Origin of the sequence: Mycolicibacterium fallax, from assembly GCF_010726955.1 — a bacterium.
In the GTDB taxonomy this organism is placed as follows: domain Bacteria; phylum Actinomycetota; class Actinomycetes; order Mycobacteriales; family Mycobacteriaceae; genus Mycobacterium; species Mycobacterium fallax.
In genome coordinates, this window is sequence record NZ_AP022603.1 from 279366 (window position 1) to 297998 (window position 18633).

At 71.8% G+C, this 18633-nt stretch carries 25 protein-coding genes; 17 read left to right on the top strand and 8 right to left on the bottom strand.

Features of this window, described 5'->3' with window-relative positions; translation table 11 throughout:
• Window positions 1-2 precede the first annotated feature (2 nt).
• Window positions 3-860 (bottom strand): D-alanyl-D-alanine carboxypeptidase family protein, encoded by an 858-nt coding sequence (locus tag G6N10_RS01285; RefSeq protein WP_085093713.1) that lies wholly within the window; start codon window positions 858-860, stop codon window positions 3-5.
• An 87-nt stretch (window positions 861-947) separates the two neighbouring features.
• Window positions 948-1820, bottom strand: a complete 873-nt coding sequence (locus tag G6N10_RS01290; protein ID WP_085093715.1) for a D-alanyl-D-alanine carboxypeptidase family protein — start codon at window positions 1818-1820, stop codon at window positions 948-950.
• 93 nt (window positions 1821-1913) lie between these two features.
• Here G6N10_RS01290 and G6N10_RS01295 point away from each other — a divergent pair, with 93 nt between their 5' ends.
• The 5 genes from G6N10_RS01295 (at window position 1914) to trmD (ending at window position 4466) form a co-directional block, all read left to right on the top strand.
• A complete protein-coding gene (locus G6N10_RS01295) occupies window positions 1914-2333 on the top strand; it encodes a nuclear transport factor 2 family protein (protein WP_085093717.1) in 420 nt (139 codons plus the stop codon).
• Window positions 2334-2511: 178 nt separating this feature from the next.
• Window positions 2512-2988 (top strand): 30S ribosomal protein S16, encoded by a 477-nt coding sequence (rpsP, locus tag G6N10_RS01300; RefSeq protein ID WP_085093719.1) that lies wholly within the window; start codon window positions 2512-2514, stop codon window positions 2986-2988.
• A complete protein-coding gene (locus G6N10_RS01305; RefSeq protein ID WP_056548932.1) occupies window positions 2985-3227 on the top strand; it encodes an RNA-binding protein in 243 nt (80 codons plus the stop codon). Before rpsP ends, G6N10_RS01305 begins: the two co-directional genes overlap by 4 nt.
• Window positions 3228-3240: 13 nt before the next feature.
• Window positions 3241-3771 (top strand): ribosome maturation factor RimM, encoded by a 531-nt coding sequence (gene rimM, locus G6N10_RS01310; RefSeq protein WP_085093721.1) that lies wholly within the window; start codon window positions 3241-3243, stop codon window positions 3769-3771.
• Window positions 3772-3779: 8 nt separating this feature from the next.
• Window positions 3780-4466, top strand: coding sequence for a tRNA (guanosine(37)-N1)-methyltransferase TrmD (gene trmD, locus G6N10_RS01315; RefSeq protein ID WP_085093723.1), 687 nt, complete (start codon window positions 3780-3782; stop codon window positions 4464-4466).
• Here trmD and G6N10_RS01320 read toward each other — a convergent pair.
• The gene (locus G6N10_RS01320) at window positions 4463-5338 is read right to left on the bottom strand and encodes a hypothetical protein (RefSeq protein WP_109750412.1); all 876 of its coding nucleotides are present in this window, start codon (window positions 5336-5338) and stop codon (window positions 4463-4465) included. The two genes, trmD and G6N10_RS01320, sit on opposite strands and share 4 nt — an antisense overlap.
• Window positions 5339-5672: 334 nt before the next feature.
• Between G6N10_RS01320 and rplS the strand changes: the two genes are divergently transcribed.
• From rplS to G6N10_RS01340, 4 genes are read left to right on the top strand one after another with little or no spacing between them, the layout of a single operon-like run.
• Window positions 5673-6014 (top strand): 50S ribosomal protein L19, encoded by a 342-nt coding sequence (gene rplS, locus G6N10_RS01325; RefSeq protein ID WP_085093727.1) that lies wholly within the window; start codon window positions 5673-5675, stop codon window positions 6012-6014.
• 45 nt (window positions 6015-6059) lie between these two features.
• Window positions 6060-6917, top strand: coding sequence for a signal peptidase I (lepB, locus tag G6N10_RS01330; protein ID WP_085093729.1), 858 nt, complete (start codon window positions 6060-6062; stop codon window positions 6915-6917).
• Entirely contained in the window at window positions 6918-7607 is a 690-nt protein-coding gene (locus G6N10_RS01335) for a ribonuclease HII (RefSeq protein ID WP_085093731.1), read from the top strand.
• 41 nt (window positions 7608-7648) lie between these two features.
• Window positions 7649-7954 (top strand): DUF2469 domain-containing protein, encoded by a 306-nt coding sequence (locus G6N10_RS01340; protein ID WP_003893809.1) that lies wholly within the window; start codon window positions 7649-7651, stop codon window positions 7952-7954.
• 7 nt (window positions 7955-7961) lie between these two features.
• Here G6N10_RS01340 and G6N10_RS01345 read toward each other — a convergent pair whose 3' ends face one another.
• Entirely contained in the window at window positions 7962-8219 is a 258-nt protein-coding gene (locus G6N10_RS01345) for a hypothetical protein (RefSeq protein WP_085093733.1), read from the bottom strand.
• Window positions 8220-8438: 219 nt separating this feature from the next.
• Between G6N10_RS01345 and G6N10_RS01350 the strand changes: the two genes are divergently transcribed.
• Genes G6N10_RS01350 through dprA form a run of 3 tightly spaced genes read left to right on the top strand, consistent with a single transcriptional unit; the run spans window position 8439 to window position 11490 of the window.
• Window positions 8439-8825, top strand: coding sequence for a YraN family protein (locus G6N10_RS01350; RefSeq protein ID WP_085093735.1), 387 nt, complete (start codon window positions 8439-8441; stop codon window positions 8823-8825).
• Window positions 8825-10342, top strand: coding sequence for a YifB family Mg chelatase-like AAA ATPase (locus tag G6N10_RS01355; RefSeq protein ID WP_085093737.1), 1518 nt, complete (start codon window positions 8825-8827; stop codon window positions 10340-10342). Before G6N10_RS01350 ends, G6N10_RS01355 begins: the two co-directional genes overlap by 1 nt.
• Window positions 10339-11490, top strand: a complete 1152-nt coding sequence (gene dprA / locus G6N10_RS01360) for a DNA-processing protein DprA (protein WP_085093739.1) — start codon at window positions 10339-10341, stop codon at window positions 11488-11490. Before G6N10_RS01355 ends, dprA begins: the two co-directional genes overlap by 4 nt.
• A gap of 4 nt (window positions 11491-11494) precedes the next feature.
• Here the strand turns inward: dprA and G6N10_RS01365 are convergent, their stop codons facing one another.
• From G6N10_RS01365 to G6N10_RS01375, 3 genes are read right to left on the bottom strand one after another with little or no spacing between them, the layout of a single operon-like run.
• Window positions 11495-11914 (bottom strand): hypothetical protein, encoded by a 420-nt coding sequence (locus tag G6N10_RS01365; RefSeq protein WP_085093894.1) that lies wholly within the window; start codon window positions 11912-11914, stop codon window positions 11495-11497.
• Window positions 11915-11966: 52 nt separating this feature from the next.
• Window positions 11967-12626 carry an enoyl-CoA hydratase-related protein gene (locus G6N10_RS01370; RefSeq protein WP_085093741.1) on the bottom strand — a complete coding sequence of 220 codons (660 nt, stop codon included), beginning with the start codon at window positions 12624-12626 and terminating at the stop codon, window positions 11967-11969.
• A complete protein-coding gene (locus G6N10_RS01375) occupies window positions 12623-13291 on the bottom strand; it encodes a TetR family transcriptional regulator (RefSeq protein ID WP_085093743.1) in 669 nt (222 codons plus the stop codon). The genes G6N10_RS01370 and G6N10_RS01375 overlap by 4 nt, the downstream gene beginning before the upstream one ends.
• Window positions 13292-13358: 67 nt before the next feature.
• On the opposite strand from G6N10_RS01375, the gene G6N10_RS01380 reads away from it, so the two are divergent.
• The 3 genes from G6N10_RS01380 to G6N10_RS01390 are packed head-to-tail and all read left to right on the top strand — an operon-like array spanning window position 13359 to window position 16022.
• Window positions 13359-14213 (top strand): siderophore-interacting protein, encoded by an 855-nt coding sequence (locus G6N10_RS01380; protein ID WP_085093745.1) that lies wholly within the window; start codon window positions 13359-13361, stop codon window positions 14211-14213.
• 31 nt (window positions 14214-14244) lie between these two features.
• Window positions 14245-15147 carry a tyrosine recombinase XerC gene (locus tag G6N10_RS01385; RefSeq protein WP_085093895.1) on the top strand — a complete coding sequence of 301 codons (903 nt, stop codon included), beginning with the start codon at window positions 14245-14247 and terminating at the stop codon, window positions 15145-15147.
• A complete protein-coding gene (locus G6N10_RS01390) occupies window positions 15144-16022 on the top strand; it encodes an alpha/beta fold hydrolase (protein ID WP_085093747.1) in 879 nt (292 codons plus the stop codon). The genes G6N10_RS01385 and G6N10_RS01390 overlap by 4 nt, the downstream gene beginning before the upstream one ends.
• Here the strand turns inward: G6N10_RS01390 and G6N10_RS01395 are convergent.
• On the bottom strand, window positions 16017-16529 hold the full coding sequence (locus G6N10_RS01395; RefSeq protein WP_165757654.1) for a M23 family metallopeptidase: 513 nt from the start codon (window positions 16527-16529) through the stop codon (window positions 16017-16019). The two genes, G6N10_RS01390 and G6N10_RS01395, sit on opposite strands and share 6 nt — an antisense overlap.
• A gap of 282 nt (window positions 16530-16811) precedes the next feature.
• Here G6N10_RS01395 and rpsB point away from each other — a divergent pair, with 282 nt between their 5' ends.
• A complete protein-coding gene (rpsB, locus tag G6N10_RS01400; protein ID WP_085093749.1) occupies window positions 16812-17630 on the top strand; it encodes a 30S ribosomal protein S2 in 819 nt (272 codons plus the stop codon).
• 76 nt (window positions 17631-17706) lie between these two features.
• Window positions 17707-18522, top strand: coding sequence for a translation elongation factor Ts (gene tsf / locus G6N10_RS01405; RefSeq protein ID WP_085093751.1), 816 nt, complete (start codon window positions 17707-17709; stop codon window positions 18520-18522).
• Window positions 18523-18633: the final 111 nt, after the last annotated feature.

Consider the following 18633-nt stretch of genomic DNA (forward strand, 5'->3'; position numbering starts at 1 on the left):
CGCTACCCGAGAGTGCCCGAGGCCTGCGCGAAACCCCAGTCCAGCAGCCCGATGGCCTGGCCGTAGAGGTCGCCGCTGCCCTTCATCAGCACCACCACCAGCGCCCGGCCATTGCGTTGTGCCACACCGGCGTAGGTCTTGCCGGCCAGGTTGGTGAACCCGGTCTTGCCGGCCACGTCACCGGGGTAGCGGGCCAGCAGTTCGTTCTGGGCGTGCAGCGTCTTGGCCCCGCCCTTGCCGTTCGGGAAGGACGCCTCCCGCTGCTGAAAGATTTGGATCAGCACCGGGTACTTCATCGCGGCCCGGTAGATGATCGCCAGATCCCTTGGTGTGGTGACGGTTTCCCAGCCGGGGCCGTCCAGGCCGGACGGCGACATGACCCGGGTGCTGGTGGCGCCCAGGCTCGCGGCCTTGTTCGTCATCCGGGTGATGGCCGCGCGGTAGCCGCCGAGCATGTCGCCGAGCAGGTTCGCCGCGTCGTTGCCCGAGACCATCAGCAGCGCGTCGAGCAGCTGACGGGCGGTGTAGACCTGCCCGGGCACCAAACCGACGCAGGAACATTCCACCTTGGTGTGGGCGGCGGTCGCCCGCACGGCGGTCTCGGGGCGCAGATTGTCCAGCACGGTCATCGCCAGCAGCGTCTTGATGGTGCTGGCCGGGGCGTACCGGCCGGTGGGGTCCTTGGAGGCCAGGATCGCCCCGCTGGCGATGTCGGCGAGCACCCAGGCCCGGGCCGGCCCGTCCGGCGGTACCGCGGTCGGCACCGCCGACGCGGTGGGCAGCCCCGCGATCACCAGCAGCACGCTCAGCAGGACGGCCACCGTCGCACGGCGGATGCGCAGCACGGGGGGCACAGCCATGGCCGCCGACGCTATCGGCGCCGGGTCACCCCTGGGCCCCGGCGAGATTGCGATTCGGCGTCTTCGGGCCGGCCGGCGCTCCGGCGGCTACAGCATGCCGATGCCGGCGCCCTGGTGCTGGGCGAAGCCCCAGTCCAGCAGACTGGCCGCCTGATCCCAATAGGTCGGCCCGCCCTCGCGGACCAGGCCGTACATCATCGCGATGACCAGCCGCCGCCCGTCGCGGGCGGCCGCCCCGACGAACGTCTTGCGGGCCAGGTCGGTGTAGCCGGTCTTACCGCCGAGGAAGCCCGGGTAGCGGTGCAGCATCTCGTCCTGGTTGATCAGGACCCGCTCGCCGCCCTTGGCCGGGAACACCGCGGTGGGCTGGGCCAGGACGCCGGCCAGCACCGGGTAGCTCATGGCGCCCCGGAAGATCACCGCCAGGTCGCGCGGCGTCGACCACATCGAGATCCCGGGGCCGTCGATGCCCGACGGGCTGCCGGCCCGGGTGGCGGTCGCGCCGAGTTGGGCGGCCTTGGCGTTCATCTTGGCCACCGCGGTATCGGCGCCGCCGAGCATCCGGGCCAGGGCGTTGGCGGCGTCGTTGCCCGACACCAGCAGCAGCCCGTCGAGCAGCTGCGCGACGGTATAGCTCTGGCCCGGGGCGACCCCGGCGCAGTTGCATTCGACGTTGGTGTCGGCGGCCTCCGCGACGGTGCTGGCATCCAGCGGCAGCTCGTCGACGACCACCTGGGCCAGCAGCGTCTTGATGGTGCTGGCCGGCGCGCTGCTGGCGTACTCGTTGCGGCCGGCGAGGATCTCGCCGGTGTCCATGTCCGCGATGATCCAGCTGGCCGCCGGCCCGTCCGGGATCGCGGTGGAAACCTGTGGTTGCGGGTCGCCGGGCTCGGCGACGGCGGCTGTCGGAGCGACGAACAGGCACAGCGCGGCGAGCAGCGCCGGCAGAACACGATGCATGGGGATCCACAGTAGCCAGCGGCGGCCGCCACAACGGTGTGCAGGGCGCTCAGTTTCGGGTCGCGGCGGCCGGCGATGTAGTTCAATCAGGCGGTGCTGAGCCTTGCCGAGATCTCCGACCGGCTGGAGATCCAACAGTTGCTGGTGGCCTATTCGACGGCGATCGACGGCCGCGACTTCGACGCCCTGGACGCCGTCTTCACCCCCGACGCCTACATCGACTACCGCGAGAGCGGGGGAATCGACGGGCGGTACCCGCAGGTCAAGGCCTGGCTGGCGGAGGTGCTGCCGAACTTCCCGGCCTATTCGCACATGCTGGGCAACTTCGACATCCGGATCGACGGGGACAGCGCCACCGCGCGCACCATCTGCTTCAACCCGATGGTCTGCAATGCCGAGACCAAGCAGTTGCTGTTCGTCGGACTCTGGTACGAGGACGCGCTGACCCGGACCGTCGACGGCTGGCGGATGACCCGCCGCGTCGAGGTCAAATGCTTCGACAAATTCCTCTGAGGCCCGTGGCCGGCGGCCGGCGATTTCGGCCGGGGCCCGGACTCTGGCAGAATGGGCAGCCGTCTGTCCGCGGCCACGGCCGTGCGGCGGTCACACACGTGAGGCAAAACCGGATCCGGGCAGTCCGCCCGGCATCGCCGAATTGCAGCGTGGCAACACTCGAGGAGATTTTCCGCAGATGGCTGTCAAGATCAAGCTCACCCGGCTTGGCAAGATCCGCAACCCCCAGTACCGCATCATCGTCGCCGATGCGCGCACCCGCCGCGACGGCCGTTCCATCGAGGTGATCGGCCGGTACCACCCCAAGGAAGATCCCAGCCTGATCGAGATCGATTCCGAGCGCGCCCAGTACTGGCTCGGCGTCGGCGCCCAGCCGACCGAACCCGTGCTCGCGCTGCTGAAGATCACCGGTGACTGGCAGAAGCACAAGGGCCTGCCGGGCGCCGAGGGCACCCTGAAGGTCAAGGAGCCCAAGCCGTCCAAGCTCGAGCTGTTCCAGGCCGCCCTCGCCGAGGCCGACGGCGCGCCGTCCGGCTCGGCCACCACGCTGAAGAAGAAGCGCAAGAAGGACGAGGCCGCCGAGGCCGCGGCCGAGGCGCCCGCGGAGTCCGCTGAGGCGCCCGCTGAGGGCACCGAAGAAGCCGCGGCAGAATGAGCACCGTCGTCGTTGACGCCGTTGAGCACCTGGTGCGCGGCATCGTCGACAACCCCGACGATGTCCGGGTCGACCTGGTGACCAACCGTCGCGGCCGCACCGTCGAGGTCCACGTCCACCCCGATGACCTGGGCAAGGTCATCGGGCGTGGCGGGCGTACCGCCACCGCGCTGCGGACCCTGGTCGCCGGCATCGGCGGCCGTGGCATCCGCGTCGACGTGGTCGACACCGACCAGTAACGCAGCCCCGCTCATGGAGCTGGTGGTGGGCCGGGTCGCCAAGGCGCACGGCATCGGCGGCGAAGTCGTTGTCGATGTCCGCACCGACGACCCGGACCTGCGTTTCGTGCCGGGGAAAACCCTGCGCGCCAAGGGATTCCGGGGCGCCCCGGACCGTGATCTGCTGATCGACACGGTCCGGGCGCACGGCAGCCGGCTGCTGGTGCGGCTGGCCGGGATCAACGATCGGGACGCCGCCGACGCGCTGCGCGGCACGTTGTTCATCATCGACTCCGCCGAGCTGCCGGCGATCGGTGAACCTGACGAGTTCTACGACCATCAGCTGGAGGGGCTGGCCGTGCACACCGTCGACGGTGACGTCGTCGGCGTCATCGCCGAGGTGCTGCACACCGCCGCCGGTGAGTTGCTGAGCGTGAAAAACGAAGCGGGTAAGGAGATCCTGGTGCCGTTCGTCGCCGCGATCGTGCCGACCGTGTCGCTGGAACGCGGTGTCGTCGAGATCGATCCGCCCGAGGGGCTGCTGGACCTGGAATCGCTGGGGTAGCGCCGGCCATGCGGATCGATGTCGTCACCATCTTCCCGGACTACCTGGCCCCGCTGCGGCAAGCCTTGCCGGGCAAGGCGATTGAGTCCGGCATCGTCGAGCTCGGCGTGCATGATCTGCGCAGCTGGACCCACGATGTGCACCGCTCGGTTGATGACTCGCCCTACGGCGGTGGCCCCGGCATGGTCATGAAGGCCCCGGTCTGGGGCGCGGCGCTCGACGAGATCTGCACGCCCGAAACGCTGCTGGTCATCCCCACGCCGGCCGGGACGCTGTTCGACCAGGCCACCGCGGCGCGGTGGAGCGCCGAGTCGCACCTGGTGTTCGCCTGCGGGCGCTACGAGGGCATCGATCAGCGGGTGGCCGTCGACGCCGCCCGCCGGATGCGGGTGGCGGAGGTCTCCATCGGCGACTATGTGCTGGCCGGTGGGGAATCGGCCACCCTGGTGATGGTCGAGGCGGTGGTCCGGCTGCTGCCCGAGGTGCTCGGCAACCCCGAGTCGCACCGCGACGATTCGCATTCCACCCACGTCGGTGGCCTGCTGGAGGGGCCGAGCTATACCCGCCCGCCGCTGTGGCGGGAGCTGGAGGTGCCCGAGGTGCTGCGCTCCGGCGACCACGCCCGGATCGCGGCGTGGCGTCGGGAACAGAGCCTGCAGCGCACCCGGGAGCGTCGGCCGGAGTTGCTGGACTAGCCGATCCGGCCGTCGGGGAACATCGTCTTGACCACCTCGGTGATGGTCTGGCGGGCGGTGGCGTCGTCGGTGGCCTGCAGCGAGTAGACCACCATCACGTAGCGGCGCTGCGGGCCGATGACGCCGGTGGACAGGTGCATCCAGTCCGCGCCGATGCAGCACATCCAGCCCTGCTTGACCGCGACCGGCTCGGCGGACAGGCCGTCGGGAATGCCGAAGCGCTGCGGATAGCCGTCGACGCCGGTGGCGGTGGACTGGCTCAGCGCGCCGATGATGATGTTGCCGCGGTCCTGCGGCAGCCCGCCGGTGCCGGCCAGCAGCATGTCGTAGTAGCGGACCAGATCGCCCGCGGTGGTCAGGGTGTTCCACCACCGGCCGTTGCCGGGGCCGCTGGTCGCGCCGAGGCCGTAGCGGGTGGCCACCCGGCTGATGATCACGTTCCCGCCGCCGCGCTCCCAGAACTCCTCGGCCGCCCCGTCGTCGGAGGACCGCAGCATCAGCTCCAGCTTGGCCCGGTCGGCGGCGTCCAGGTTCGGCTCCCGGAACAGCAGGTCGTCGGCGATGAACAGCTTGGCGACCGAGGCGGTGGCCAGCGCGCGCGGCGCGCCGCCGGAGACCCGTTGGCCGGTGTTGCGATCCAGCAGCAGCACGTTCACCCGGGCGCCCTGATCGGCGGCCTGGGACACCGCCAGTTCGGTGCGCCCCGGCAGGCCGTCGAAGGCCGCGCTCGGCGGGGCCGCGGGCTGGTCGAAAACCGGGGCCAGCGGGGTGACGATCTGCGGGCCGTGCGCGGGTGGGGCGCCGTACACCCGGGCCTCGCAGGCGCTGGTCAGCGCGGCGGTCAGGACGACGACGGCCACCACCACGGGCATCGCGGCGACTCTGGTCGCCCTGGCTGACCGCCGACACATGGTTGCCCCTCGCTGCCGAATCGTGATTGCGTGTCGCGCGGGGCCGCCAGTCCGCTGCGCCGCCCGCTCAGAGTAATCATCGCCGGGCGTGATCGCGAAGTTACCTGCGTGCCGGTGGTGGGCGGCCGCGATTTCGCCGGTGGCGGGGGATCTGGCACAATTGAGCAGTTGTCACCGCCCGCCGGTTCACGCCGTGCACCGCGAGACGACCCCCGAATGCCCATCGGCTCGGCAGCAGATTCGCCCGGAAACGGCCGGATCGCGGTGCCCACGAGCCGCGACCGCTAGGAAGAGCATGAACACGCTGGACTTCGTCGACCAGGCGTCGCTGCGCGACGATATCCCGACCTTCGCCCCCGGCGACACGGTCAACGTGCACGTCAAGGTCATCGAGGGCTCCAAGGAGCGCGTCCAGGTGTTCAAGGGCGTGGTGATCCGGCGTCAGGGTGGCGGCGTGCGGGAGACCTTCACCGTGCGCAAGGAGAGCTACGGCGTCGGCGTCGAGCGGACCTTCCCGGTGCACTCGCCCAACGTGGACCGCATCGAGGTCGTCAGCCGCGGCGCCGTCCGTCGCGCCAAGCTGTACTACCTGCGCGAGCTGCGCGGCAAGAAGGCCAAGATCAAGGAGAAGCGCTGACGGTGCCCGGCGACCGCCGAGCCGCACTGATCGCGACTTGATGCTGTGACCGACTCCCCGGACTCGGTGGATCCGACCGACCCCGACGACAGCACCACCGGCACACCGGAGGGCTCCGACGCCGAGGACACCGGCAAGCAGGACACCGGCAAGAAGAAGTCGACCGTCCGCGAGATCGCCACCCTGGCCGCGATCGCCCTGGTGATCTATTACGTCATGCTGACGTTCGTCGCCCGGCCGTACCTGATTCCCTCGGAGTCGATGGAGCCGACGCTGCACGGCTGCCCGGGCTGCACCGGCGACCGGATCATGGTCGACAAGCTCACCTACCGGTTCTCCGAGCCCGAACCCGGCGACGTGGTGGTCTTCAAGGGGCCGCCCAACTGGAACGTCGGCTACAAGTCGATCCGCTCGGACAATGCCGCGCTGCGCGCCGTGCAGAACGCCCTCGCCGTCGTCGGCTTCGTGCCGCCCGACGAGAACGACCTGGTCAAGCGGATCATCGCGGTCGGCGGTCAGACCGTGGCCTGCCGCATGGATACCGGCCTGACGGTGGACGACAAGCCGCTGCGCGAGCCGTACCTGGATCCCGAAGTGCTGCGCGTCGACCCGGCGGTCTACCCGTGCCTGGGCCCGGAGTTCGGTCCGGTGACGGTGCCGGAGGGCCGGCTGTGGATGATGGGCGACAACCGCACGCATTCCTCGGACTCCCGGGCGCACTGCGAGAACGGCACCGACCTGCAGCAGACCGGCGTCTACTGCACCGGGGACCCGGACTACGGCACGGTGCCGGTGGACCACGTGATCGGCAAGGCCCGGTTCATCGCCTGGCCGCCGGGACGCTGGGGCGGGGTCGAAGCGATCAACCCGCAGCAGGATGACAGCGCTCACCAGGGTCAATAGGTGCCCAGCTGGCCGCCGCGCACGATAATCCGCAGGTCCTCCGGTCTGCGCACGCTGGAGGCCGCGCTCTATCGCGGTGGTCTGGGCCCGGTGGCCGGGGTCGACGAGGTCGGCCGCGGGGCCTGCGCGGGACCGTTGGTGGTCGCGGCGTGTGTGCTCGGACCCAATCGGCTCGACAGCCTGGCCCGGCTGGATGACTCCAAGAAACTGACCGAGGCCGAGCGCGAGCGACTGTTTCCGTTGATCCGGCGCTATGCGCTGGCTTACCACGTGGTGTTCATCGACCCCGCCGAGGTGGACCGGCGCGGGGTGCACATCGCCAACATCGAGGGCATGCGCCGGGCGGTTGCCGGCCTGGCGCTGCGACCCGGCTATGTGCTCTCGGACGGTTTCCGGGTGCCCGGGCTGACCGTGCCGTCGCTGCCGGTGATCGGCGGCGACGCGGCGGCGGCCTGCATCGCGGCGGCCAGTGTGCTGGCCAAGGTGAGCCGTGACCGGTTGATGGTCGCCATGGACGCCGACCATCCCGGCTACGGCTTCGCCGAGCACAAGGGCTACAGCACCGCGGCGCACACCGCGGCGATGGCCGCGCTCGGGCCGTGTCCGCAGCATCGGTACTCGTATGTGAACGTGCGACGAGCCGCCGCGAGGTCGTGCGGCGAGCCGACGCGGCGGCTCGGACACGGGTAGGGGACAATGGGTGGTCACCGGACAGAAGGACAGCAGGGTAGATGAGCGCTGAGGATCTCGAGAAGTACGAAACCGAGATGGAGCTCTCGCTGTACCGCGAATACAAGGACATCGTCGGACAGTTCAGCTACGTCGTGGAGACCGAGCGCCGGTTCTATCTGGCCAACAGCGTGGAGCTGATTCCGCGCAACGCCGACGGCGAGGTCTATTTCGAACTGCGGTTGGCCGACGCCTGGGTGTGGGACATGTACCGGCCGGCCCGGTTCGTCAAGCAGGTGCGGGTGATCACCTTCAAGGACGTCAACATCGAAGAGGTCGAGAAGCCCGAACTCCGGCTGCCCGAATAGCCGAGCCTCAGATTCGCACCACCCGGCGCACCGCGATGCGCTCGGCGCCGCACTTGCGGCAGTCCAGTGTGCGCAGCTTCAGTCGCAGGTTGGCCATGCTCAGCGCGCGCTGGCAGAACGGGTAGCAGCACCCGCAGGACAGCGTGATCCACCACATCGCCGAGTGGTCCTCGGTGCTGCAGAAGCCCTTGCAGGTGCACAGGATCTCGGGTTCGAAGTCCAGGGCAGCCAGTGAGATTTCCAGGTCTGCGGTCGTGATCGTCACGAGGCTCAGGGTAAAGCTGAGGTTGAGGGTGACGCGGGAGGCGCGCCCGGTGCGTCGGGATCGCAATCGAATTTTTCTCGAACCGTGACGTTGTCCGGCGGTCAACGGCGCCGACGGCAATTGTGGATCAATCTGGGGCTGGGGACAACTCGGTGGAATCGGCGCGAATCCGCCCGGCGCCGAGGCGAATCTGTCGTGCCCGGCGCGCACCGTTGGCCCATGACAGTTCCCAGAACGCCCACCCGCGCCGAGATCGGTGCTCTCGGTGAGAAATTGGCCGTGGCCCACCTGCAGGACGACGGACTGCAGATCCTGGACCGAAACTGGCGCTGCCGGTACGGCGAACTCGACGTGGTCGCCGAGTGCGAATCCGAAACCGGCCGGGCAACCCTGGTTTTCGTCGAGGTCAAGACCCGCACCGGGGACGGCTACGGCGGCCTGGCCGAGGCGGTCACCCCGGTCAAACTGCGCCGGCTGCGACGGCTGGCCGGGCTGTGGCTGCGCGATCACGACGGCTGCTGGTCGACGGTGCGGATCGACGTCGTCGGGGTGCGGCTGCACCGCGACGGGTCCGCGGCGATCACCCACCTGCGGGCGGTGGGGTGATGGCGCTGGGCCGGGCCTACTCGGTGGCGGTCCGCGGACTGACCGGCGAGATCGTCGAGATCGAGGCCGATGTGGCCTCCGGCCTGCCCGTCATGCACCTGGTGGGGCTGCCCGATGCCGCCGTGCAGGAATCCCGGGACCGGGTCCGCGCCGCGGTGACCAACAGCGGCTTCGACTGGCCGATGATGCGGCTGATCTGGGCGCTCTCGCCGGCCACCCTGCGCAAGGCGGGCAGCGCCTATGACCTGGCGCTGGCCGCCTCGGTGCTGGCCGCCGACCGCAAGCGCCGCTGGCCGCGGCTGGAAAAGACCGTGCTGTTGGGCGAATTGGCGCTCGACGGCCGGGTGCGCCCGGTCCGCGGCGTGCTGCCGGCGGTGCTGGCCGCCGCGCGGGAGGGCTGGCAGACCGCGGTGGTGGCGCTGGACAACCTCGCCGAGGCGGCGCTGGTGGGCGGCATCGAGGTGCTCGGGGTCGGCACCCTGACGCAACTGGCCGACTGGCTCGACGGCTCCGGCGCGCTGCGGCCGCCGGGCCCACCCGTCGTCGCCACCGGCGCCGACGAGCCGCAGCCCGACCTCGCCGATGTGATCGGCCAGGCCCAGGCCCGCTACGCCGTCGAGATCGCCGCCGCAGGCGCGCACCACCTGATGCTCACCGGGCCGCCCGGGGTGGGGAAAACCATGCTGGCCCAACGTCTTCCGGGACTGCTGCCGACCCTGTCGGACGACGAGGCGCTGGAGGTCACCGCGATCCACTCGGTGGCCGGGCTGCTCTCGGAGGCCACCCCGCTGATCACCCGGCCGCCGTTCGTCGCGCCGCACCACACCTCGACGGTCGCCGCGCTGGTCGGCGGCGGGTCCGGGATGGCCCGGCCGGGCGCGGTCAGCCGGGCACACCGCGGGGTGCTGTTCCTGGACGAATGCGCCGAACTGTCCCCGACGGTGCTGGAGGCCCTGCGCACGCCGCTGGAGGAGGGTGAGGTCCGGCTCGCCCGGGTCGACGGGGTGGCCCGGTATCCGGCCCGGTTTCAGCTGGTCCTGGCCGCCAACCCGTGTCCGTGCGCGGCGCCGGACCCGCGAGACTGCACCTGCGCGGCGGCCGCGAAACGCCGCTACCTGGGCAAGCTGTCCGGTCCGCTGCTGGACCGGGTCGACCTGCAGGTGCAACTGCACGGGGTGCGGGCCGGGGCGATGGTCGGCGCGGCGGGCGAACCGACCGCGGTGGTCCGCGACCGGGTCTGCCGGGCCCGCGCCGCGGCCGCGCAGCGCTGGGCCGAGATCGGCGCGCACACCAACGCCGAGGTGCCCGGGCCGCTGCTGCGCCGCAAGTTCCGGCTCGGTCACCGGGCGATGGCCCCGCTGAACCGGGCGCTGAACACCGGTGCGCTCAGCGTCCGCGGGGTGGACCGCTGCCTGCGGATCGCCTGGTCGGTCGCCGACCTGGCCGGTAAGACCGCGCCCGCGGAGGACGAGGTGGCCATCGCGCTGGGATTCCGGCAGGGCGGAGCGGCCCGATGAACGGGCCTGCCGCGGTGCGCTATGACGCCGCGCTGCACGCCTGGGCCTATCTGTCCCGGGTTGCCGAGCCACCGTGCCCGGAACTCGCCGCATTCGTCGAGCGGGTCGGCCCGGTGCAGGCCGCCCGGGACATCTGGGCCGGCGCCGAGCCCGCCGAGCTGTCGTCGTACGTCGGGGCCCGGCGCGGATTGGACTGTGGCGGTGCCGATCTGGATGCCCTGGCGGCCCGCGACGGCCGGCTGTTGACCCCCGACGACCCGCAGTGGCCGTACCTGGCGTTCCGGTCGTTCGCGGCCGGGGCGGGCAGCGTCAGGCGGGAGGCCCGGGAACCGCTGGTGCTCTGGGTCCTGGGCCCGGCCCGGCTCGACGAGGTCGCCGACCGGTCGGTCGCCGTCGTCGGGACCCGGGCCTGCACGAGCTACGGCGAACAACTGGCCGCCGACCTGGCCGCCGGGCTGACCGACGCCGATTTCGCCGTGGTCTCCGGCGGGGCCTACGGCATCGACGGGGCGGCGCACCGGGCGGCGCTGGCCTGCGAGGGCACCACGGTGGCGGTGCTGGCGGCCGGCATCGACGTGCCCTATCCCAGCGGCCATTCGGCGCTGCTGCACCGGATCTCGCTGACCGGCGCGCTGCTGACCGAGTACCCGCCGGGCACCCGGCCGGCGCGGTACCGCTTCCTGACCCGAAACCGGTTGGTGGCGGCGCTGTCTCGGGCCACCGTGGTGGTGGAGGCCGGGTTGCGCAGCGGGGCGGCCAACACCGCGGCGTGGGCGCGGATGCTGGGCCGGCCGGTGTGCGCGCTGCCCGGGCCGGTCACCTCGGCGGCCTCGGCGGGCTGTCACGAGATGCTGCGGGCGGGCACCGCCGAGCTGGTCACCCGCGCCGAGCAGGTCGTCGAGGTGGCCGGGCGGTGCGGTGAATTGGCCGAGGAGCCCGAACATCCCGGCACCCCGCTCGACGAGCTGGGGGAGGCCGAGAAGCGGGTGTACGAGGCGCTGCCGGGCCGCGGGGGCGCGACGGTGGAGGAGGTCGCCCGCGACGCCGCGCTGCCGCCGCAGCAGGTGCTGGGTCCGCTGGCGCTGCTGGAACTGTCCGGGCTCGCCGAGAGCCGGGACGGCCGCTGGCGGATCTGTCGCCGCGAGTGAGCGCTCAGCCGAACTGGGCGCGGATGAAGCCGGCCAGCAGCACCGCGAACCCGCCGACCTCGCCGACGATCAGCAGCACCATCCCCAGATGCAGTCCGGCGGTGGGGTGTTCGAACTGGTTGGTGGTGTCCCGGCGTGCACCGTGCAGCATGTAGCTGGCGATCGCCACCACGAAGAAGAACACCGTGGTCATCGCGGCGGCCAGGTTCAGCCACCCGGGCCAGGCGCTGAGCTCGACGAACACCGCGATCAGCAGCGTCGCGAACGAGTACAGCAGCGCGGCGCGGTGCGCGATGTCGACGTAGGGATGCGCCAGATGGTCGGGGCTGGTGGCCATCTGGCGGTACTTCCAGACGCCGAGCAGCAGCGCCAGCAGGAAGATCAGGCCCGCGGCCAGCAGGGTGATCGCGGTGGCGGTTCCCACGGTGGTCATCGTCTGATTGTGCACGCCCGGCCCGGCTCCGCCGCCGCCACGCTCACTGCTGCCCGGTCAGCACCCGCGCGGCGGGCCCGAACATGGTGGTCTTGATCGCCCCCAGGGTGCCGCGATCCTTGCCGTGCAGCGGACGCAGCAGGTCCACCGCCGCGCCGGTCACCTCGTCCTCGCCCGCGGTGGCATCGACGATGCCGAAGGCGAGGGCGTCCGGGCCGCCGAAGCGGCGTCCGGTCGTCATCGCGGCAACCGCGGTCTGCGGGGTGAACTTGGCCTGCAGCAGCGCGGCCATGCCCGGGGTGAACGGAATGAGAATGTCGACCTCGGGCAGGCAGAAGAACCCGCGATCGGTGCGCATCACCCGAAAGTCGTGCGCCATCGCCAGCATCGCGCCGGCCCCGAAGGCGTGCCCGACCACCGCGGCGGCGGTCGGAATCGGCAGCGTCAGCATCCGGGCCAGCAGCCGGTGCACCCGATCGACGTACCAGTCCAGCCGGTCGCCGTTGGCGCCCAGCCAGTCCAGGTCCAGGCCGTTGGAGTAGAACTTGCCGGCACCGGTGCTGACCAGAGCCTGCGCACCCTCATCGAGGGCTCGGTCCAGGGCGGCGTCGATGTCGTCCAGGCGGGTCGGGGAGAACCGGTTCTCGTCGTCGCCGAGGGTCAGTACCGCGATCTGGTCGCGGAATTCGAGCTGCACGGTCATGGGGTGTCCTCTCGTCGGGATTCGGTGGTGGTGTTGGTCGGTTGGTGCCGGCGCGGCGGGGCGGGCCCGACTCGCAGCACGGCTTCGACGGCGGCGCGCAGCTGCCGGAGCGCGATCGGCGTGCTGCGCCGGCCGCGCTGCAGCACCAGCGCGGTGGGCAGGTCGACGATGCAGGCGGTGACGGCGTCGATGGCCGCCCCGTCGCGACGGTCCCACAGCGCCTCGGCGAGCCGCCGCATCAGCGCGACCAGCGATCCGTCCAGATCGCGCAGCTGCCCGGCGATGTCGTCGGGGACCCCGTCGGCGAGCAGCTGTGCGCGGGGCACGGTGAGCAGCAGCCGCGCCGAGTCCGGGTGCGCGGCGGCGAAGGTGACCGGGGCCTCGGCGGCGGCCAGCACCGCCCGGGCGGCGGCATCGGTGCCGGGGTCGGCGAGCGCCTCGTCCACCAGCGCGTTCTGCAGGGTGAGGAACCGGCGGCCGGCCCGCAGCCAGGCGTGTCCCAGCAGTGCGCCGCGGGAGCCGAAGCGGTGGTAGAGCGCGCCGTTGGAGACCCCGGTCGCGGTGCTGATCGCCCGGATGGACACCGCCGCCGCGCCGTCGCCGGCGGCCAGCGCGTCGACGGCGTCGAGCACCGTGTCAGTGTCGTACACCTGGGGCCGCGCCATCGGGCCACAGTAACAGAGCGGGTGCTCTGATAACCGCGGTCCGCGGCGCGCTCGTATAGTCGGTGCGATGGCCGCCCGTCCACTGCACAGCTTTGAGGTCGTCCGCACCGAACAGATCGCGCCGCACCTGGTGCGGGTGGTCCTCGGCGGTGCCGGGTTCGACACCTTCACCCCCAACGCGTTCACCGACGGTTACGTCAAGCTGGTGTTCGTTTCGCCCGCCGTCGATGTCGAGGCGCTGCCCCGCCCGCTGACCAACGACAGCTTCGCCGTGCTGCCCGAGCACCAGCGGCCCAGCGTGCGCACCTACACCGTGCGCCGGGCCGACCCGGCCGCCCGCGAACTGACCATCGACTTCGTCACGCACGGCGACCACGGCGTCGCCGGGCCGTGGGCGCTGGCCGCGCAGCCCGGCGACCGGCTGTTCGTGATGGGCCCCAGCGGTGCGTTTGCCCCTGACCCGGAGGCCGACTGGTACCTGTTCGCCGGCGACGAGGCGGCCATCCCGGCCATCAGCGTCGCGCTGGAGGCGCTGCCCGACGACGCCCTCGGGCGGGTGCTCATCGAGGTCGCCGGCCCCGACGACGTGCTCGAGCTGGCCGCACCGGCCGGCGTGCAGATCCGCTGGGTGTTCCGGGGTGGCCGCGCCGACCTGATCGACGACGAACGCGCCGGCGACAACGCCCCGCTGATCGCCGCGGTCCGCGAGGCCGACTGGCTGCCCGGGCAGGTGCAGGTCTTCATCCACGGCGAGGCGCAGGCGGTGATGATGAACCTGCGGCCCTACATCCGCAAGGAGCGCGGCGTGCCCGCCCGCTGGGCGTCGTCGATCTCCGGCTACTGGCGGCGCGGCCGCACCGAGGAAACCTTCCGGCAGTGGAAACGCGAACTCGCCGCGGCCGAAGGCGGCGAACCGGCCTGAGCTCTGGCACGGTGGGGGAGTGCATCCGTCGCTGACCGGCGTCCTGGAGGACTTCGCCGAACACCTCGCGCTGGAGCGGGACCGGTCCGCGCACACCCGCCGCGCCTACCTGGGCGACGTCCGCGCGCTGCTGGAATTTCTGGACCGCCGGGTCCCCGGTGCCGGCCTGGATGCGCTGTCGCTGCCGGTGCTGCGGGCCTGGCTGGCCGACCAGGCCGCCGCCGGGGCGGCGCGCAGCACGCTGGCCCGGCGCACCTCGGCGATCAAGACGTTCACCGCCTGGGCGCACCGGCGCGGCCTGCTGGCGGGCGATCCCGCGGTCCGGCTGCAACTGCCCAAGGCGCATCGCACCCTGCCCGCCGTGCTGCGCGCCGACCAGGCGCTGCAGGCCATGGACGCGGCGAAATCCGGTGCCGAACAAGGTGATCCGCTGGCCCTGCGGGACCGGCTGATCGTCGAACTGCTGTACGCCACCGGCATCCGGGTCAGCGAACTGTGCGGACTCGACGTCGACGACGTCGACACCGAACGCCGGCTGCTGCGGGTGCTCGGCAAGGGCAACAAGCAGCGCACCGTGCCGTTCGGCGAACCCGCGCAGGACGCGCTGGATGACTGGCTGCGGCACGGCCGCCCGGAACTGGCCGGCCCGTTGTCCCCGCCGGCGCTGCTGCTCGGGGCCCGCGGCGGCCGGCTCGACCCGCGCCAGGCCCGCACCGTCGTGCACCAGACCGTCGCCGCCGTCGCCGGGGCGCCGGACATCGGCCCGCACGGACTGCGGCACAGCGCGGCCACCCACCTGCTGGAGGGCGGGGCGGACCTGCGGATGGTGCAGGAACTGCTCGGCCACAGCACCCTGGCGACCACCCAGCTCTACACCCACGTCACCGTCGCCCGGTTGCGTGCCGTGCACGACCAGGCCCACCCGCGGGCATGACGGCCGACCGGCGCGAGATCGCGCTGCCGGACGTCCGGGTCAGCTACCTGAGCTGGACCGGCCCGGACCCGGCCGGGCCGGTGGTGGTGCTGCTGCACGGCGCCGGGGTGGACAGTGCCGAATTGTCCTGGGGGCAGATCGGTCCCGGCCTGGCCGCGGCCGGATACCGGGTGATCGCCCCGGACCACCCCGGGTTCGGACACAGCCCGGCGGCCCCGTGGTCGATGACCCAGGACCGGTTGGTGGGCTACGTCGGGGATTTCGTCGACGCGCTGCGGTTGGATCGCTACGCGATCGGCGGGCTGTCGCTGGGCGGCGGGATGGCCATCGGGCACGTGCTGGCCCGGCCGCAGCGGGTCGAGCGCGCGATGCTGTTGGCCAGCTACGGCCTGATGCCCCGGCTGACCGACGGCCCGCTGTCGCTGCCGCGGCAGCTGCTGACCTGGCTCGCGGTGCGCTCCGGGCTGCTGGAAACCGCCACCCGGGCGCTGGCCGGCGCCGGGTGGACGCTGGACTGGAGCCTGGCGCAGATCGTCCGGGACCCGGCCCGGCGCACCCCGGAGCTGGCCGCCGCGGTCCGGGCGGCCACCAGATCCGGACGCGGCATGGCCGAGTTCGCCCAGTGGCAGCGCGACCAGGTCCGGTGGAACCGGCAGGCCACCGACTACACCCCGGCGTTGCCCGGATTCGCCCGGCCCGCGCTCATCATCCACGGCACCGCAGACACCGGCGTGCCGTGGCGGCGGGCGGTTGCCGCGGCCGATCTGATCCCGGCGGCGACCGCGCTGATCCTGCCCGGCGCCGGGCACTGGGTACAGCGCGACCGGCCCACCGAGGTACTCGCCGCGATGACCGACTTCCTGGCCCGTTCATGACCGCAGCGGCTTGAGCCGGATCGGGGTGCCGGCCAGCAGGCCGAGCGGGTCGAGGTAGTCCGCCCGGGCCGACGGACCCCACATCGCGCCCCAGTGCAGGCACGCCGCGGCCGCGCACCCGGGATGCCCGGCGGCCAGCACCCCGAGCGGGGTCGAGGCGTCCACCGCCTGACCGACCCGTACCGCCGCAACCACCGGCTCGTAGCTGGTGTGCAGCCCGCCGGGGTGCGCCAGGGACACCACCGCTCGCCCGGCCAGCCGGCCGGCGAACAGCACCGTCGCCGGCCCGGCCGGGTACACCGGCTGGCCCGGGCGCCCGGCCAGATCCACCCCCCGGTGGCCGCGCCGCCAGTCCGGGCGAGGCGCGTCAAAGCCCCGGGTGACGGCCGGGGCGGGGCGCAGCGGCCAGGTCAGCCGCAGCCCGTCGGCCGCGCCGGGGGCGACGGGCACCGCCCCGAGCACCCCCAGCGTCGCCAGCCACCCGGCCAGCACCGCGCGCATCCGCATCCGTCCAGTCCACCCGGCCGTCGCGGCCGCGGCCAGCCCGATGTCGGGAAGCTGGGGAGCAATCGGCGGCTGTGCAGCGCCCGGCGTGGAAAAAGCATCCGGCTCGACGGTGTAAACTTCCCTGCGCAGCTCGTTTGCGCGGGCTGACTTCGCGCGTCCGCACACAGGTATGTGTCGGTCGGTCCCGCCGGGCAACCGGTCGGGCCCGGCACACCGCAGGCGCCAGGGTCCGGTCTCAGCCGAGGCACGGACGACAACCGACAAAAAGAGGTATTGCCACTCATGGCTGTTGTAACCATGAAGCAGCTGCTGGACAGCGGCGCGCACTTCGGGCATCAGACCCGACGCTGGAACCCCAAGATGAAGCGGTTCATCTTCACCGACCGCAACGGCATCTACATCATCGATCTGCAGCAGACGCTGACCTACATCGACAAGGCCTACGAGTTCGTCAAGGAGACCGTCGCCCACGGCGGGACCGTGCTGTTCGTCGGCACCAAGAAGCAGGCCCAGGAGTCCATCGCCGAGGAAGCCACCCGCGTCGGCATGCCGTACGTCAACCAGCGCTGGCTGGGCGGCATGCTCACCAACTTCTCCACCGTGCACAAGCGCCTTCAGCGGATGAAGGAGCTGGAGGCGATGGAGCAGACCGGCGGCTTCGAGGGACGCACCAAGAAGGAAATCTTGATGCTGACCCGCGAGAAGAACAAGCTGGAGCGCAGCCTCGGCGGTATCCGCGACATGGCCAAGGTGCCGTCCGCGGTCTGGGTCGTCGACACCAACAAGGAGCACCTGGCCGTCAACGAGGCGATCAAGCTGGGCATCCCGGTCATCGCGATCCTGGACACCAACTGCGATCCGGACCAGGTCGACTACCCGATCCCGGCGAACGACGACGCCATCCGCTCGGCCGCGCTGCTGACCAAGGTGATCGCCTCCGCGGTCGCCGAGGGCCTGCAGGCCCGCGCCGGTGCCGGTGCCGCCGACGGCAAGCCCGAGGCCGGCCAGGAACCGCTGGCCGAGTGGGAGCAGGAGCTGCTCGCCGGCGCCGCCGCCGGTGGCGAGGCCCCGGCCGCCGAGACCACCACCGACGCCTCCTAGTCGCCACCGGTCTCCGGACAGCGGCGCTGTCCGGAGACCGGCGCTGGGACCATCCGAAACGTTTCGAGGAACTTTTATGGCTAACTACACCGCCGCCGACGTCAAGCGGCTCCGCGAGCTGACCGGCTCCGGGATGATGGACTGCAAGAACGCCCTGGCCGAGTCCGACGGCGACTTCGACAAGGCCGTCGAGGTGCTGCGGATCAAGGGCGCCAAGGACGTCGGCAAGCGCGCCGAGCGCGCCACCGCCGAGGGCCTGGTCGCCGCCAAGGGCGGCGCCCTGATCGAACTCAACTCCGAGACCGACTTCGTCGCCAAGAACGCCGAGTTCCAGGCGCTGGCCGACGAGATCGTCGACGCCGCGCTGGCCGCCAAGGCCAACGACGTCGAGACCCTGCTGGCCGCCAAGGCCGGCGACCGGACCGTCGAGGAGGCCATCGCGGCGCTCTCGGCCAAGATCGGCGAGAAGCTGGTCCTGCGCCGGGCGGCGTACTTCGACGGCACCGTCGAGCCCTACCTGCACAAGCGGGCCGCGGACCTGCCGCCGGCCGTGGGTGTGCTGGTCGAGTACACCGGTGACGGCAAGGACGCGGCGCACGCCGCGGCCCTGCAGATCGCCGCGCTCAAGGCCCGCTACCTCACCCGTGAGGACGTCCCGGCCGATGTCGTCGCGGGCGAGCGCCGGATCGCCGAGGAGACCGCCAAGAGCGAGGGCAAGCCGGAGGCGGCGCTGCCCAAGATCATCGAGGGCCGGGTCAACGGCTTCTTCAAGGACGTCGTGCTGCTGGACCAGCCGTCGGTGTCCGACAGCAAGAAGACCGTCAAGAGCCTGCTCGACGAGGCCGGCGTGACCGTCACCCGGTTCGTCCGCTTCGAGGTCGGCCAGTCCTAAGCCTGGGCAACAGAAAAACTTGAGCGGCGCACCAACCGCTCAACCGTAAGGCCCCGCACCACCGGCGATCCCGGTCGTGCGGGGCCTTACCCATTGGCGGGCGGCCGCTTT

Excerpts from the sequence above, each read along its gene's own strand:
- rplS (WP_085093727.1), top strand. The coding sequence starts at position 5,673 with ATGAACACGCTGGACTTCGTCGACCAGGCGTCGCTGCGCGACGATATC.
- G6N10_RS01305 (WP_056548932.1), top strand. The coding sequence starts at position 2,985 with ATGAGCACCGTCGTCGTTGACGCCGTTGAGCACCTGGTGCGCGGCATC.
- G6N10_RS01350 (WP_085093735.1), top strand. The coding sequence starts at position 8,439 with ATGACAGTTCCCAGAACGCCCACCCGCGCCGAGATCGGTGCTCTCGGT.
- G6N10_RS01380 (WP_085093745.1), top strand. The coding sequence starts at position 13,359 with ATGGCCGCCCGTCCACTGCACAGCTTTGAGGTCGTCCGCACCGAACAG.
- G6N10_RS01340 (WP_003893809.1), top strand. The coding sequence starts at position 7,649 with ATGAGCGCTGAGGATCTCGAGAAGTACGAAACCGAGATGGAGCTCTCG.
- G6N10_RS01390 (WP_085093747.1), top strand. The coding sequence starts at position 15,144 with ATGACGGCCGACCGGCGCGAGATCGCGCTGCCGGACGTCCGGGTCAGC.
- rpsP (WP_085093719.1), top strand. The coding sequence starts at position 2,512 with ATGGCTGTCAAGATCAAGCTCACCCGGCTTGGCAAGATCCGCAACCCC.
- rpsB (WP_085093749.1), top strand. The coding sequence starts at position 16,812 with ATGGCTGTTGTAACCATGAAGCAGCTGCTGGACAGCGGCGCGCACTTC.
- G6N10_RS01395 (WP_165757654.1), bottom strand. The coding sequence starts at position 16,529 with ATGCGGATGCGCGCGGTGCTGGCCGGGTGGCTGGCGACGCTGGGGGTG.
- G6N10_RS01370 (WP_085093741.1), bottom strand. The coding sequence starts at position 12,626 with ATGACCGTGCAGCTCGAATTCCGCGACCAGATCGCGGTACTGACCCTC.
- tsf (WP_085093751.1), top strand. The coding sequence starts at position 17,707 with ATGGCTAACTACACCGCCGCCGACGTCAAGCGGCTCCGCGAGCTGACC.
- G6N10_RS01285 (WP_085093713.1), bottom strand. The coding sequence starts at position 860 with ATGGCTGTGCCCCCCGTGCTGCGCATCCGCCGTGCGACGGTGGCCGTC.
- G6N10_RS01355 (WP_085093737.1), top strand. The coding sequence starts at position 8,825 with ATGGCGCTGGGCCGGGCCTACTCGGTGGCGGTCCGCGGACTGACCGGC.
- G6N10_RS01320 (WP_109750412.1), bottom strand. The coding sequence starts at position 5,338 with ATGCCCGTGGTGGTGGCCGTCGTCGTCCTGACCGCCGCGCTGACCAGC.
- dprA (WP_085093739.1), top strand. The coding sequence starts at position 10,339 with ATGAACGGGCCTGCCGCGGTGCGCTATGACGCCGCGCTGCACGCCTGG.
- rimM (WP_085093721.1), top strand. The coding sequence starts at position 3,241 with ATGGAGCTGGTGGTGGGCCGGGTCGCCAAGGCGCACGGCATCGGCGGC.
- G6N10_RS01290 (WP_085093715.1), bottom strand. The coding sequence starts at position 1,820 with ATGCATCGTGTTCTGCCGGCGCTGCTCGCCGCGCTGTGCCTGTTCGTC.
- G6N10_RS01375 (WP_085093743.1), bottom strand. The coding sequence starts at position 13,291 with ATGGCGCGGCCCCAGGTGTACGACACTGACACGGTGCTCGACGCCGTC.
- trmD (WP_085093723.1), top strand. The coding sequence starts at position 3,780 with ATGCGGATCGATGTCGTCACCATCTTCCCGGACTACCTGGCCCCGCTG.